The sequence below is a fragment of the Streptomyces sp. NPDC002809 genome (assembly GCF_040295435.1).
In the GTDB taxonomy this organism is placed as follows: Bacteria; Actinomycetota; Actinomycetes; order Streptomycetales; family Streptomycetaceae; genus Streptomyces.
This window is the reverse complement of sequence record NZ_JBEOVJ010000014.1, coordinates 1-14326: the sequence shown is the minus strand read 5'-3', so window position 1 is coordinate 14326 and position 14326 is coordinate 1. Positions and strand designations below refer to the sequence as shown.

The window sequence follows — 14326 nt, the reverse complement described above, 5'->3', positions numbered from 1 at the left end:
CCTGCGGCGCACCCCCGTCGGTCGCGTTACACGTCCGTGCGGATCACGACGGCGAGGGTGCGCGGCCCGTGCACGCCCTCGACCCGTTCGAGTTCGATGTCCGACGTGGCCGAGGGACCGCTGATCAGCGTCGTGGGCCGCTCCGGCACCAGCCGGGCCACCGCCTCCGGTACGCCCACCTCCACGGTCGACAGATCGACGACGCAGACGTGCAGGTCGGGCACCAGGGACAACGCCCGCCGGCCCTGGTCGGGCGATCCGTCCAGGAAGATCGTGCCGGTCTCGGCGCAGCTGACGGCCGAGGCGGTGACGACTCCGTCGAGGTCGTCCAGTCGCGGGGCGGGGATGTCGGCGGAGTCCTGCTGGACCTCGCCGTCATGGGCGGTGAGCCACTGCGGGTCGAGGCCGGCGGGCACGCCGATCCGGCCCGCTCCCCGCTCCCGCAGCACCTCGGCGACGACTTCGGCCGTGCGGTCGGCGGTGCAGGGGTGGACCTGCGCCTTGTAGTCGACGAGGCGGTCGGTGAACAGCGCCAGGCGCTCCTCGTCGGGGAGGGTGCGCCCGGTGCGGTAGGCGCGCGGGATCGGGGTGTCGGTGGCGGGTGCCAGGGCCAGGGCGTCCCGGACGCGGCCGAGCACCGTTTCGCGAGCGGTCGTCACTTCTCCTCCTCCTGCGGCTGGTTCTGCGCGTACGTGTCGGCGGCGGCCCGCATCGTCGCCGTTCCCTCGGCCGAGGCCAGCCAGGAGCGGAAGGTCTCCTTGGGCGGGGCGGGGGTGTCGCGGCTGTCGCTCCAGCCGTTGAACGGCGGGGGCAGATGCGAGATCTTCCCGTCCCGTCCGGCGAGTACGCGGCCGAGCCCGGACGCCTTCTGCGCGGCCGTGAACAGCTTCGGGCTCTTCATCACCCCGGCCGCCGCCTTCATGGCGAGCTTCTCGGCCGTGGTGCCGGACTGTTCGGTGTGCTGGTGGCGCAGCTCGACCAGCAGCGACGGAATGTCGATCTTGACCGGGCAGGCGTCGAAGCAGGCTCCGCACAGACTGGAGGCGTAAGGCAGCGAGCTGTTGGGGTCGTCCTTCGCGGCGTGCATGCCCGCGAGCTGCGGAGTGAGGACGGCGCCGATCGGTCCGGGGTACGTCGATCCGTAGGCGTGGCCGCCGGCGCGTTCGTACACCGGGCAGACGTTGAGACATGCGGAGCAGCGGATGCAGTTGAGTGCCTCACGGCCGATCTCGTCGGCGAGGGCGGCCGTGCGTCCGTTGTCGAGCAGCACCAGGTGGAAGGTCTGCGGTCCGTCGCCGGGGGTGACTCCGGTCCACATCGAGGTGTACGGGTTCATCCGCTCGCCGGTGGAGGAGCGCGGCAGCAACTGGAGGAAGACCTCCAGGTCCTGGTAGCGGGGCAGTACCTTCTCGATGCCCATGACGGTGATCAGGGTGTCGGGCAGTGTCAGGCACATGCGGCCGTTGCCCTCGGACTCGACGACGGACAGGGTGCCGGTCTCGGCGATGCCGAAGTTGGCTCCGGAGACGGCGACCTTCGTCGTCATGAACTTCTCGCGCAGATAGGCGCGGGCCGCGGCCGCCAGGTGGGCGGGGACGTTGTCCAGGGACGGGTCCACGCCCGGGATCTCCTTGAGAAAGATCTCCCGGATCTCGTCCCGGTTGCGGTGGATCGCGGGCACCAGGATGTGCGAGGGCTTGTCGTGGGCGAGCTGCACGATGAGCTCGGCGAGGTCTGTCTCGTACGGGGTGATGCCGATCGATTCGAGGTGCTCGTTGAGGCCGATCTCCTGAGTGGCCATCGACTTGACCTTGATGACCTCCTTGCTGCCGGTCTCCTTGATCAGCCGCGCGACGATCTCGTTGGCCTCGCCGCCGTCCCGTGCCCAGTGGACGGTGCCACCGCGCTCGGTGACCTTGCGCTCCAGCTCCTCCAGGAGTTCGGGGAGCCGGTTCATGGTGTCGGTCTTGATGGCCGATCCCGCGTCGCGCAGCTCCTCCCAGTCGGGCAGCTCGCCGGTGACGTTGAGGCGTTTGGCGCGGATGGTGTGGGTGGCCCTGCCGAGGTTTCGGCGCAGTTGTTCGTTGCCCAGGTCTTCATGGGCGGCGGCGGGGAAATTCCGGTCGCCGCGCAGGTTTCCCGTGCCGTACGGGGAGCGGGGCGGGGTCGCCGGCATGCCGAGAAAGGTGCTGCTCATCGGGCGGCCTCCGTCAGGACGTGCGGCGAGGTGCGGGTGGCGGAGAGGATCTGGGCCAGGTGCAGGGTCCGGGTGCCGGACCTGATCCGGGAGAGTCCGCCGCCGATGTGCATCAGACAGGACGAGTCGCCCGCGGTGCACACAGCGGCGTCGGTGGTGGCGATGTGGCGCATCTTGTCCTGGAGCATCGCGGTCGACGTGTCGGCGTTCTTCACGGCGAAGGTACCGCCGAATCCGCAGCAGGCATCGGCCTCGGGCAGCTCGACGAGGTCGATCGAGTCGACGGCCCTCAGCAGCCGCAGCGGTTTGTCGCCGACCCGGAGCATGCGCAGGGAGTGGCAGGTGGGGTGGTACGTGACGCGGTGCGGGAAGTACGCGCCTACGTCGGTGGCGTCCAGCACGTCGACGAGGAACTCCGACAGCTCGTACGTTTTGGCCTTGACCGTGGCGACGCCCGCGCGCAGCGCCGCGTCCCCGTACCGTTCAGCGACGATCTCGTGCTGGTGACGCACCGAACCCGCGCAGGAGCCCGACGGCATGACGACGGCGTCGATGGAGGCGTCACCGAACTGTTCGGCGAAGTTGCGCACCAGAGGGACGGGCTCGCGTTGGTAGCCGGTGTTGACGTGCATCTGCCCGCAACAGGTCTGCCCCGGCGGGAAGACAACTTCGTGGCCCAGGCGGGCCAGCAGCACCGCCGTGGATTTCACCGCCTCGGGGAAGAGCGTGTCTCCCAGACAGGTGGCGAAGAGTCCGATGCGCATGGGTCTCCCCGATCAATTCTCTGCATGATCTTCAACGTGCTTTATGGTCCGACCATACTATCCTCAAGCCGAAACGAGGAAGGGTGCGACATCGGCGGACGGGTGACTCGCACCGGTCTGTCCGCGCATGCAAAGCCGTCCCGGCACCCCTGCCAGGGGCGGTCGATTCCGGTCCGGGGAGCGATGAACCCTGACTGGCGCTGGAATTGATCATGGTTCTGACTGCGGATCTCCCCGTTCAGGTGGGGTTGCTGAGCCCGGAGACGTACGCAGAGGTTGATCTCCGCGGGGTGACCGGGCCTTCTGGATGTGCTCGATTCCGAGGGGCTCAGTGGTCGCAAGCGGTCAAGGCGCACAGGACTGGCCGGCCGGTGTGGGCGTTGTGCCGCATTGCGGCGGTGAGGACGAGAACGCGCCGCAGGACGCAGCGCCTCAGCCACCGCGCCTCGGAGGTGAAACGAATGAGCGGTTTCACGTTGAAGCGCGGCCGAGAGGTAGTCCGACTCTGTCTTGACGCGCCGGCATTGGACTCCGTCGCCCCGACTGCGCAGGGGATCGCGGCAATCCCGGCGTGGATGCCCTCGGCTACGGCGTCAGCACGATCCTGCCGAAGACCTCGCCCGCGTCCATCTTCTGGTGCGCCAGCACGGCTGCGTCCAGTGGCAGCACCTCGTGCACCACCGTTTCGATCTCGCCCCGGCCCGCCGCGGCGAACTGCTCGCTCCGCACGGCACGCCGGTCGGCTCCGGCGACGGTGGCTGCACTGAAGGCGGCGAAGGACATCGACTTCTGGAACGCCGCCATGATCCTCGTTCCGAAGTCCGCCGGCGGCTGTCCTGCGACAGCGCCCACGGCCACCAGGCGGCCGTTCGGGTTGAGCCGGTCGAAGAACGACGGCATGTCCTTGCCGGCCACCACGTCGATGATGACGTCATAGCCTGCGGGAGCCCGTCCCCCTCCTTCGCCGGAGCGGTCCAGCACGTCGGTCGCGCCGAGACGTCGCAGCCGCTCGCCCCGCTCGGCCGAGGAGGTGGTGACCGCCACCGCGGCGGCACCGCCGCGAGCGGCGAGTTGCACCGCCATGATCCCGATGCTGCCGGCCGCACCACGCACCAGGACCGTCTCCCCGGGAGCGAAGTGGGCGTGGCGGAGCCCGAAGTGGGCCACCACGCCGGAACTGCCGAGTGTCACCGCATCGACTGCGGACAGGTCCACGGGAAGGGGAACGATCTCCTCGACCGGCGCGAGGGCCTGTTCGACGTAGCCTCCGCCGGTGCCGGTGAAGGCCCACACCCGCCTGCCGATCCACGAGGCGTCGACACCGTCACCGACCGCGGTCACGGTGCCCGCCACCTCGCTGCCCGGGATGTGGCCCTCCTTGAAACCGTACGCGGCCAGGGCCCCGCTTCGAATCACGGTGTCGACTCCGCCGACGCCCACGGCCTCGGTGGCGATCACCACCTGTCCGGCAGCAGGTACCGGCACCGGCAGGTCGACAACAGCCAGACCTTCGGGACCTCCGTACGCCTGGATCGCGATTGCCTTCAATGCCGTCTCCCATGTTCTCGGACCGGTCAAATGCGGTCGTGCTCATCACCCGCCGCCGGTCGCTGTCGGCGACGGGAGGGGGTTCACGGCGCGACAGGGTTCGGTCCCGGTGCTGTGCGCCCCGATGATCTCGGTGAGCTGCTACGTCCTGAACGCTAACGGACGCCCCCGTCCGTTTAGGTAAAGTGAGAGCATGATCGACCGCTTGCCTCACACTCTGCGTTCCGACGCGCTGGACAACCGCGAGCGCATCCTCGATGCGGCCCGAGCACTGTTCTCCGCCGACGGCCTGGACGTGCCGATGCGGGAGATCGCGCGGCATGCGGGGGTCGGACCCGCCACCTTGTACCGTCACTTCCCGACCAAGCAGGTGCTGGCCACCGAAGCCTTCGCGGACCAGTTGCGGGCATGTCGCACCGTCGTCGACGACGGGTGCGCCGATCCCGATCCGTGGCGTGGCCTCTGCCTGGTGATCGAGAAGATCTGTGAACTGCACGCGCGGAACCGGGGTTTCGGCGAAGCCTTCATGTCGGCCTTCCCGGGGGCGCCGGATGTCGCGGGCCGTGAGTACACGGTGAAAGCGGTCGCCGGTCTGGCCCAGCGGGCCAAGGAGGCAGGGCATCTGCGGTCCGACTTCGTCGTGGACGACCTCGTTCTCGTCCTCATGGCCAACAAGGGGATCCACACGAGATCGGCCGACACCCAGGTCATGGCCTCCCGCCGCTTCGCAGGGTTGGCGATCCAGGCGTTCGCAGCCTGCCCTCAGCACGCACCACTACCACCGGCGGCACGGCTGGTATCCGTATCACCGGACAGCGCCTGACCGTGGGCGAGCGGTATCCACGCCCGACGCACGAACCACCGAACCCCTTGGAACAGATCGTCCAGGGCATGTTCTACGGGTCCGCAGGGTGACCTTGTTCGGCTCCTGGGCTTGTGGCGTCATGGAGGACCAGCTCACCCATGAGGCCGCTGCCCGGCCACGACGGCACAGAGCGATCAGGAGGCACCACCGACAACTCAGGATGACCGAGCAGGAGACCACTGGCGGATACGCGACACGTCAACTTGCGAGAACCTGCGTGCCCACCGGACCCGCACCGGGGTTCGTGGTTCAGGCAGTGGTCTTCTCGTCGACCAGCTTTCCGTGCAGCCCCCGGATGTGCGCCTCGACCACATCGGCGGCCCTCGCACCCTCGCCCGCCCGCACCAGGCGGAGCAGTTCGGTGTGGTCCGCGTTGAGTGCGGCAGCGGTGGCCGGCCAGTTCTCGGCGGCCTCCAGGGCCCGCAGGATCAGCGGCCGGACCGACTCGCGGACGGCGGAGGTGAGCGTGGACGTCAGCTCGTTGCCTGAGCTGCGGGCGATCTGGACATGGAAGCGGGTGTCCAGGTCGTTGAACTCCGGCACGTCGACCCCCGGCTCCCCCATCCGTACGAGCAGGGCCTCGGCCTCGTCCAGATCCGCCGCGGACGCGTGCCGCGCGGCGGCCTCGAAGCTGGACCGCTCCAGCGTGACGCGCGCTTCCAGCACGTCCTCCAGGCTGTAGCTGCCGAGGGCGAAGTGGAGGCGGAGCAGCCGCCCCAGCGCGTCGTCGGGGTTACGGACGATGCGTGCCCCGGCGTCCGGGCCCCGGCCCGGCTGGGCCACCAGGACACCGATGGTCTCCAGCACCCTCAGCGCCTCACGCAGGGCCGACCGGCTGACCCCGAGGACCGGGGCGAGCTCCCGTTCGGGCGGCAGCCGGTCACCGGCCTTGAGATCCCCGGAGAACACCCGCTGCTCGATGCTCTGGAGCACCAGCTCATGTGTCCGCGACTGCCGTACGGGCTGCCATTCGACGGGCATCCGCCACCCCCTGCCCGGCCGGAGCCGTTCCCTTGCCGACCACTGTTGTCCGAATCTCCCACTATGTCACACACGACATGTGGTCGGACCAGAAAGGTGGAGGGCGTCCACTGCGCCAACATGTCACCAGGACGCGGCGGCCGATGGCGTCCACCCGCACCTGCCCGCCGAACAGGACGATCGAGTGCGGATCCGTGTGGCCGCGGTCGACGTCGAGGACGGCCCCCTCGGGGGCGTACCCGCTCAGGGCGCGCAGCGCGGACTCGCGGTCGCCGGGCCGGGGCTTGGTGGGATATCGCAACGCCGTCATCCGATGGGCCTGACCAACCACCCGCGGACTGCCCGCCGGCATTCGCCCGCATTCGCGTCACTCGCAGGGACTCGCAGGGACTCGCAGGGACTCGCAGGGACTCGCAGGGACTCGCAGGTCAGGCTACGACGGGCCGGTCGGCGTGCCCTGGTGGAAGTACATCCGCCAGCCCGACTCGGAGCGCCGCCAGAGTGAACTGCGCCTGACACGACGACCGTTGCCCTCCGATACGTACGTCAGATGGACGAGCCCCGGTGCCAGCAGCACACCGGACATCTCGGTGGCGGTGCTCCGGTCCGGAGCGCTCCCGTCGACGGCTGAGGTGACGTCCAGGATCGACGTCCTGTCGTAGCGCCGCCCCGAAGCTCCGAACTCGACGAACTCCGGGTCGAGTAGCTCGGTCACCGCTTCGGGCGACGCCCGCACGCCGGGATCCAGCAGCTTCAGTTCGCCCTCGACGGCGGCCCGCACGGACCGTTCCTCCTCATTGCTTGCGCTCATGCGTGGACCCTAAGGGCTGTTCGGCGATTCCTGGCGGATCAGCGCGCGGCGTCGGATGCGGTGCCTGGCAAGGCGGAGGGACGCCCGAACACTGGATGCATTCGGGCGTTCCGACAACGCCGCGAGGTGCCGTAGCTGTCGTCGCGCGCCCGCCAGGAATTGCGCGACAACCCTTGGGCGAAGACGCGCGGACACGCACGGACCCCGCCCTCGATCCGGACCGAGGGACCCTCAGCCCACCGTCCCCCACCTCAGTCGCCGAAGGCTCCGTGACGGCCGGCCCCGCGGCCGAACCGGCCGGCACCCGCCTGCGTCTCCCCCGCCGTCAGCGGCACCAGACCGTGCCGGTACTCCGCGGCCAGTGCGTCCGGCTCACTCAGATCGTGCTGTTCGCGCACGGAGAGCCGGTCGTGGCGCAGACACAGCTGGGGAAACCCGGCGATCTCCCGGGCGAGTTGCTCCGCCGCGCTCCGGGACCCGCCCGTGGGGACGAGCCGGTTGACCAGCCCCATTCCGTACGCCTCCTCGGCCGGGACCGGCCGGCCGGTGAGAATCATGTCCATGGCCCGGCTCTCACCGATGAGGCGCGGCAGCCGTACCGTGCCGCCGTCCACCAGCGGCACACCCCATCGACGGCAGAACACCCCGAAGACCGCGTCCTGTTCGGCGACCCGCAGATCGCACCAGGCAGCCAGCTCCAGACCGCCGGCCACCGCGTGCCCGGCGACTGCGGCGATGACGGGTTTTCCGAGCCGCATCCGGGTGGGTCCCATCGGTCCGTCACCCTCGGCGGTGACGGTGTTGCCGCGTTCGGTGCCGATCGACTTGAGGTCGGCACCGGCGCAGAACGTACCGCCCTCACCCCACAGCACGGCCACCGCCGCATCGGGGTCGGTGTCGAACATGCGGAAGGCGTCGGCCAGTTGGCGGGCTGTCGGGCCGTCGACCGCGTTGCGGGCCGCGGGACGGGACAGGATCACCGTGAAAACGGGTCCGTCGCGCTCGATCCGTACGGCGGGACTCTCGCTCATCGTTCGCCCTTCCACGGGTGCCGGCCGGGCCCGGCGCCGGGCCGTTCGTCCACCGGGCCCGGCCCCTTCGCGAACCGTACGGGAGGGACCGGTCATACGGGAGGGACCCGCCGTAGGTCACACAGCAGCCACGCCCCTCGCGGGCCACAAGGTCACCGGCGGCTGCCGGAGTCCGTCGGCGATGAAGGAGGCCTGCGGGACGCGGCTCACCCCGGGCACGCCGAGGGTCAGGTCCGGGATGGCACCGATCAGCACCCCGAGCACGGCGTCGGCCTCCATCACGCCCAGCGGTGAGCCCGGACCGAAGTGGACGCCGCGACCGAAGCCTGTGGGCGGCGCTCACCACCCGGCTCCGGGCAAGCGGCGACCGGCCCTGGGCGCGGACGGCGACACGACAGCAGAATGCCGAAGATCCTGATCAAGAGAATCCGCCCAAGCCATCTGATGCCTCACATGTCGGACTGTCGGCTTCCGCTCGGTTCATAGGATTCTCACGCAGCGCGGTTACGGTTGCTGCCGTGACGCAGACGAGCCCGCCCGGCTGGCATCCAGACCCCGGGTACACAGGATTTGGCCCCATTCAGGAACGCTGGTGGGACGGCACTCAGTGGACCGATCAGCTCCGGGTCCCGCCGGCCACGCTCCGCAGCCGCCGGATACGGATCGGCGCCGGCATCACCGCGGCGGTGGTGGTCCTCGCCGCCGTCGGCGGCGGCGTGTATCTGCTGTCGGACGATTCCGGCAAGACGGACAACACCGCCACGGCCCCCTCCACCTCCCCGTCCCAGGCCCCCAGCCGGCAGCCCGGCGCACCGGGCGGCAGCGGAGGCAACGGCGGCGGGGACGAGAGCCCCGAGCAGCAGCTGCCCCAGACCGAGGACGGCTATGCGACGGACATGGCCAGCGGTATCAGCATCCCGGTCCCCGACGGCTGGAAGGGCGAGTCGGGCATGGGCGCCGGGGTGACCACCGGTACGTACACCTGCCCCGGGGACAGCGGCGAGACCTGCGTACGCGGCGGCGTGTTCTCCGCGCCGGCCGCGGCGCTGAAGCTGAGCACCACCACCGCCAAGGCCACGGCGGAGAAGGACATCGCGGCCAATGCCGAGCAGAGTTACGGCGGGGAGACCTACGACGGCATCACCTCGCACCAGCAGTTGAAGTCCGAGGCGGTCACGGTGGCCGGCCAGCAGGGCTACCGGGTGCGCTGGAAGGTGGTGACGAAGAACGGCGACGACGGATACGTCGAATCCCTGGCGTTTCCCTCGCCGCAGGCCAAGGACATGCTGATCGTCGTCCGGTCCGGGTTCGACATCAACGCCAAGGCACCCGCCCTGTCCGTCCTGGACGACATCACCAAGGGCATCAAGGCCGCCTCGGGCACGGGTTCCGGTCCGGGCACCACGGCGTAGCCCGTCGGCGTGGTGGGCCGCAGCGGCCCGGGTGAGTACCCGGGCCGCCCGGACTGAGTACGTCGGCCGATCCCGCGCCGGTCCACCGTTGGTGGAATGGGGTCATGGCTCCAGACGCACCGCGCCCCCGCATGCAGCAGATGACCAGCACCGGCACCACACTGGCCGTCACGCTGGCCCCGCTGGTGATCGGGGTCCTGCTGGCCCGCACCACGATGGCCCTGGACCCGCTGACCCCGGTGAACGCGCTGATCACCCGCACCGGCCACGGGACGGGCGTCTCCCCCGCCGAATGGCGCGGCTGCGGCCGGAGCGCGCTGCGCCGGTGCAGGACCTGGAAGCCACTGGCCCGGCACGGCGCCCGCCGATCCGCCGCCCCGGGCCGCGCCCCGGCTCAGCCGGCCCGGTAGACGAAGGTGGGCCACGGTTCTCCCGTGGCCCGCCGCCAGGACTGCCGCACCCCCTCCGGGTCCCGGTCGCGTGCCCGGGCGAAGGCACTGACACACTCGGCGTGGACATCGGTCAGCGTGGTACGCCCGGTGAGCTCCATCATTCGGCGCAGGACCGTCACCGCCGCGTCGGCGCGGCCGGCGTCGAGGTGGCCGTCGGCCGCCGCTCCCAGGGCCTTGGCGAGCCCGGACTGTGCGGCGGCGAGCCCGTCCTCGTACGGTCCAGGATCGTCTGCCGCCATGAGCTCCCGCAGGAGCGTCTCCGCCTCCTCGAAGCAGGCCGCGGAGCCTTCGTCGTCCTCCGCCCCGTACCGGGCCCGGCCGAGGACCGACAGCCGGCCGGCAACCGCTGACCGCTGCGCCTCCCCGCCGGACTCGGCAAGGCGGCGGGTGATCGACAGCGCTTCGCCCGCAGCGGCCACTGCGCCGCCGAAATCGCCCGTCACACGCAACCGAACGCTGAGATTGGCCAGCGTCCGGGCCAACTCCGTTTCGTACAGCGAGGGATCGCGTCTGACGGCGCGGCGGTAAAGCTCCACGCAGCGTTCGCCGGCGGCCACGGCCGCGTGGCCCTCGCCGTCGCGGGCGCGACAGTGGGCCAGCGAGTCGAGGGCAGCGGCGAGCCCGGGCTCGTGAACATCCGGAGCAGTGACGGCCAACCGCTCACCGATCACTACGAGTTCCTCGCACACCGCCCGCTCCTCGGCGTGCGCGTCCAGCCGGTCGAGGTGGTGAGCCAGGCAGTCCAGAGCGAGGGCGAGCAGGGACTCACCCACCACCGGGTCGTCGTTGCCGCGCAGTGCCCTGCAACGTGCCACGGCCTCCTCGGCCGTGGCACGGGCCCGCGGAAGGTCTCCGGTGACGCCGATGCACCACGCCAGGTCGATGAGCAACCCGGCACCCAGCAAGCGGGCTTCCGGGTAGAGCCTCGCGACGAAGGGGGCGATGCGCTCCCCGGCGCTGTCGCCCACCTCGACCGCTTCCCCGAACCGGCCGAGCACGCGCAGACCGCCGGTCAGTTCGGCCAGCACCCTGAACTCCAGCACGACCAGCCGGGCCTGCTGCCACAGGGGCAGCGCCCGCATCAGTTCGGCACACTCGAAGTAGACCGTGACGGATTCGGCTGTGCGCCCGGCCCGGCCGAGGACCCACGCCTGCGCGCGCAGCGCGGCGGCGGTGCTGCCCAAGTACCGGTCGGCCCGCCGGGGCACCGCGGACCGGTAGCCGGCCACGCTGCGCCGGGCGGCCACGACAGCCTCGTCTGGCCGGTCCAGCCAGGCCAGCGCGAAGGTCCGCATCAGATGGCAGAAAGCGATCTGCCGCGATGAGGCGTGGCTCTCCGGGACCGACAGGGACCCCTCGGCCGCTGCAAGCGCCTCCTCGTATCTGTCGGTCTGGACCAGCAGTTGGGCGTGCAGTCCGAGCGAACGGGCGAGCAGGCCGGGAGCACCGGGCCGCGCGCGAACCACAGCGGCCCGGCCCACGGAGACGGCCTCCTCGCTCCATACGAGCCGGCGCTCCAGCGGCTTCGGCCGCACGAGCGTCCATCGGGGCGAAGCGCATCGGAGCAGGGCGACGGCCAGCAGCCTGCCGCCCGGGCGCCTCCCGTCCCGGCCGGTGGCCGCCCGCAGCAACGGCAACAGCATCCGGACAGCTCCCATGCGCTCCCCCTTCGGAACCCGTCGGTGGTAGAGGTGACAGCCGGAAACGCCCCATGGTTGCGCGCGATGCGGTACGGATCCGTCCCCGGCCCGCCCCAGCGTTGTCACAGCAGGAAAAACCGCTTCCCCCGCGCTCACCCGGTTCTCTAGACTCGCCACGAAATCGCGCGCCGGCACTCCGACGCGGCGCGCACACCGTGACCATCGAGGGGAGACCTGCCGTGCGCTACCGCACCGCTGTCGTCGTTCCCCTGTCGCGGTACGAGGTGATCCTGGTGTCTACCTCCGCCCGGCGCCGGCTGCGCGGCCGGCCCCGGACCCCGTGACGAACACCTGAGCCCTGTCCACTTTTTGACGGACCGTCGACGCGACGGCGCGCCCCTGCGCGCCGCGGTCGGCGGCGGGAGCTCCGCGGCACCTTGAACGGCCGCTTCGTCCGGGCATCGCGCCGTCTTCTTCCGGATCACCCGAAAGGCCACGGACCGTGCGTACCGAACCTCACCGTCAACTCACCGGCGCTCTCACCGACGTTCGCAACCTGGGCATCCTCGCCCACGTCGATGCAGGGAAGACCACCGTCACCGAGCGGATCCTCTACGCCACCGGCACCACCCACAAGCGCGGCGAGGTCCACGACGGGACGACCATCACCGACTTCGACTCCCAGGAACGCGACCGCGGCATCACCATCTTCGCCGCCGCAGTGAGCTGCACCTGGGCGGGGCACCGGATCAATCTGATCGACACTCCGGGGCATGTCGACTTCGCCGACGAGGTCGAGCGTTCGCTGCGGGTGCTGGACGGCGCGATCGCGGTCTTCGACGCGGTCGCAGGCGTGGAGCCGCAGAGCGAGTCGGTGTGGCGCCAGGCCGACCGGCACGCGGTGCCGCGTATCGCCTTCGTCAACAAACTCGACCGGGCCGGCGCGGACCTGGACACGGCGGTCGCGTCGATCCGGGAGCGGCTGCACACGATCCCGCTCGTGGTCCAGCTGCCGATCGGCCGGGAGGAACAGTTCGGCGGAGTGGTCGATCTGCTGCGCATGCGGGCACTCGTCTGGGCCGACGGCCGCGACACGTACGAGGAAGGGGAGGTGCCCGATGAGCTGCGGGAGGAGGCACGGCGGCGCCGACGGCTGCTGGAGGAGGCGGTGGCGGAGCTCCATCCGGCCGCGCTGGAGGAGTTCTGCGCACGCTCGGAACTCTCGGAGCGGACGCTGTCCGCGGCGCTGCGCGATCTGACCCGTACCGGTGAAGGTGTCGTGGTGCTCTGCGGTTCGGCCTACCGCAACCGCGGTGTCGAGCCGCTGCTGGAGGCCGTCGTGGCCTACCTGCCCTCCCCGCTGGACGTACCGCCCGTGCGCGGCACGCTCGGCGACGCGGTGCAGGAGCGGGCCGCCGATCCGGCGGCGCCGTTCGCCGCGCTCGCGTTCAAGGTCAACGCGACGGCGACGGGTCGGCTGACCTATCTGCGCGTGTACTCGGGAACCGTCAGGAAGGGGGAGACGGTGCTGGACGTCGGCGCCCGGCGCAGCGAACGCATCGGCCGGATCCTTCGGGTCCAGGCGGACCGGCATGTCGACGTCGACACGGCGGTGGCCGGGGACATCGTCGCGGTCATCGGCCCCAAGGCGGCCCGGGCCGGAGCCACCCTGTGCGCGCCGGACGCCCCGCTGGTCCTCGAACCGCCGACGGTGGCCGATCCTGTCGTCTCGGTCGCGGTCGAGGCCCGGCGGAGCACCGACACGGAACGGCTGATGGCGGCGCTCGTGCGGCTGGTCGAGGAGGATCCGTCGCTGGCGGTACGGACGGACTCCGAGACGGGCCAGACGGTGCTCTCGGGCATGGGCGAGCTGCACCTGGAGGTGGCGGTGGAGAAGATCCGCCGCGCCCATGGCCTGGACGTCCGGGTCGGCCGGCCGCAGGTCGCCTACCGCGAGACGGTCGCCCGCGGTGTGTCCGGTCTGGTCTACCGGCACGTCAAACAGGACGGTGGGGCGGGGCAGTTCGCCCATGTGGTCATCGATGTCGAGCCGTGGGCGGGCGAGGAGGGTCCGGGCGCGGTGGAGTTCGTGTTCCGCTCGGCCGTCGTCGGAGGAAGGGTTCCGCAGGAGTACGTCAGGGCGGTCGAGGCGGGCTGCCGGGACGCACTGGTGGAGGGTCCCATCGGTGGACATCCGGTGACCGGGGTGCGGGTGACGCTGACCGATGGCGCCACTCACCCGAAGGACTCCTCGGAGATGGCGTTCCGCACCGCCGGAAGGTTCGCGCTGCGTGAGGCGCTGCGTGCCAGTGCGATGGTACTGCTGGAACCGGTCGTCGAACTCACGGCGACCGTGCCCGACGACGCCGTCGGCGGGGTGCTCGGTGATCTGGCCGCGCGGCGCGGCCGGGTGTCCGGCTCCACGGCACGGGCCGGTGCGGCGGTGATCACGGCGACCGTGCCGCTGGCCGAGCTGTTCGGCTACGCGACGCGGCTGCGCAGCCGCACGCAGGGCCGGGGGACGTTCACCACCCGGGCCACCGGCTACGCACCGGCACCCGTGGCGGTGTCCGGCGCGAACCCTGTGCGCTAGCGCGCAAGGGCCGGTCCCACCCGTCAGCGGGT

The 14326-nt window shown here is 70.9% G+C and carries 14 protein-coding genes; 4 read left to right on the top strand and 10 right to left on the bottom strand.

Annotated features, from left to right (window positions below; translation table 11 throughout):
* Positions 1-26: 26 nt before the first annotated feature.
* From ABT025_RS11795 to ABT025_RS11780, 4 genes are all read right to left on the bottom strand, one after another.
* A complete protein-coding gene (locus ABT025_RS11795; RefSeq protein WP_350992636.1) occupies positions 27-659 on the bottom strand; it encodes a LutC/YkgG family protein in 633 nt (210 codons plus the stop codon).
* On the bottom strand, positions 656-2197 hold the full coding sequence (locus ABT025_RS11790; RefSeq protein ID WP_350992634.1) for a LutB/LldF family L-lactate oxidation iron-sulfur protein: 1542 nt from the start codon (positions 2195-2197) through the stop codon (positions 656-658). Before ABT025_RS11790 ends, ABT025_RS11795 begins: the two co-directional genes overlap by 4 nt.
* Complete coding sequence (locus tag ABT025_RS11785) at positions 2194-2961, bottom strand: (Fe-S)-binding protein (protein WP_350992632.1); 768 nt, start codon at positions 2959-2961, stop codon at positions 2194-2196. The genes ABT025_RS11790 and ABT025_RS11785 overlap by 4 nt, the downstream gene beginning before the upstream one ends.
* 585 nt (positions 2962-3546) lie before the next feature.
* The gene (locus ABT025_RS11780; protein WP_350992629.1) at positions 3547-4509 is read right to left on the bottom strand and encodes a zinc-binding dehydrogenase; all 963 of its coding nucleotides are present in this window, start codon (positions 4507-4509) and stop codon (positions 3547-3549) included.
* A 193-nt stretch (positions 4510-4702) separates the two neighbouring features.
* Between ABT025_RS11780 and ABT025_RS11775 the strand changes: the two genes are divergently transcribed.
* A complete protein-coding gene (locus ABT025_RS11775; RefSeq protein WP_350992623.1) occupies positions 4703-5332 on the top strand; it encodes a TetR/AcrR family transcriptional regulator in 630 nt (209 codons plus the stop codon).
* 291 nt (positions 5333-5623) lie between these two features.
* Here the strand turns inward: ABT025_RS11775 and ABT025_RS11770 are convergent, their stop codons facing one another.
* From ABT025_RS11770 to ABT025_RS11750, 5 genes are all read right to left on the bottom strand, one after another.
* Positions 5624-6355, bottom strand: a complete 732-nt coding sequence (locus tag ABT025_RS11770) for a FadR/GntR family transcriptional regulator (protein ID WP_350992621.1) — start codon at positions 6353-6355, stop codon at positions 5624-5626.
* Positions 6356-6416: 61 nt separating this feature from the next.
* Positions 6417-6665, bottom strand: a complete 249-nt coding sequence (locus ABT025_RS11765; RefSeq protein ID WP_350992619.1) for a hypothetical protein — start codon at positions 6663-6665, stop codon at positions 6417-6419.
* A 123-nt stretch (positions 6666-6788) separates the two neighbouring features.
* Positions 6789-7166 (bottom strand): nuclear transport factor 2 family protein, encoded by a 378-nt coding sequence (locus ABT025_RS11760; RefSeq protein ID WP_350992617.1) that lies wholly within the window; start codon positions 7164-7166, stop codon positions 6789-6791.
* A 251-nt stretch (positions 7167-7417) separates the two neighbouring features.
* Positions 7418-8197: a crotonase/enoyl-CoA hydratase family protein gene (locus ABT025_RS11755; protein WP_350992615.1), complete on the bottom strand. Its 780-nt coding sequence runs from the start codon at positions 8195-8197 to the stop codon at positions 7418-7420.
* Positions 8198-8314: 117 nt separating this feature from the next.
* Positions 8315-8476: a hypothetical protein gene (locus ABT025_RS11750; protein WP_350992613.1), complete on the bottom strand. Its 162-nt coding sequence runs from the start codon at positions 8474-8476 to the stop codon at positions 8315-8317.
* Between the two features lie 239 nt (positions 8477-8715).
* Here ABT025_RS11750 and ABT025_RS11745 point away from each other — a divergent pair, with 239 nt between their 5' ends.
* Together ABT025_RS11745 and ABT025_RS11740 are read left to right on the top strand one after the other, a co-directional pair.
* Complete coding sequence (locus tag ABT025_RS11745) at positions 8716-9609, top strand: DUF2510 domain-containing protein (protein WP_350992611.1); 894 nt, start codon at positions 8716-8718, stop codon at positions 9607-9609.
* A 104-nt stretch (positions 9610-9713) separates the two neighbouring features.
* Positions 9714-10019 (top strand): hypothetical protein, encoded by a 306-nt coding sequence (locus tag ABT025_RS11740; RefSeq protein ID WP_350992609.1) that lies wholly within the window; start codon positions 9714-9716, stop codon positions 10017-10019.
* Here the strand turns inward: ABT025_RS11740 and ABT025_RS11735 are convergent.
* Positions 10004-11719, bottom strand: a complete 1716-nt coding sequence (locus ABT025_RS11735) for an ATP-binding protein (protein ID WP_350992607.1) — start codon at positions 11717-11719, stop codon at positions 10004-10006. The genes ABT025_RS11740 and ABT025_RS11735 overlap by 16 nt on opposite strands.
* A gap of 484 nt (positions 11720-12203) precedes the next feature.
* On the opposite strand from ABT025_RS11735, the gene fusA reads away from it, so the two are divergent.
* Positions 12204-14294: an elongation factor G gene (gene fusA, locus ABT025_RS11730; RefSeq protein ID WP_350992605.1), complete on the top strand. Its 2091-nt coding sequence runs from the start codon at positions 12204-12206 to the stop codon at positions 14292-14294.
* The last annotated feature ends 32 nt before the right edge of the window (positions 14295-14326 follow it).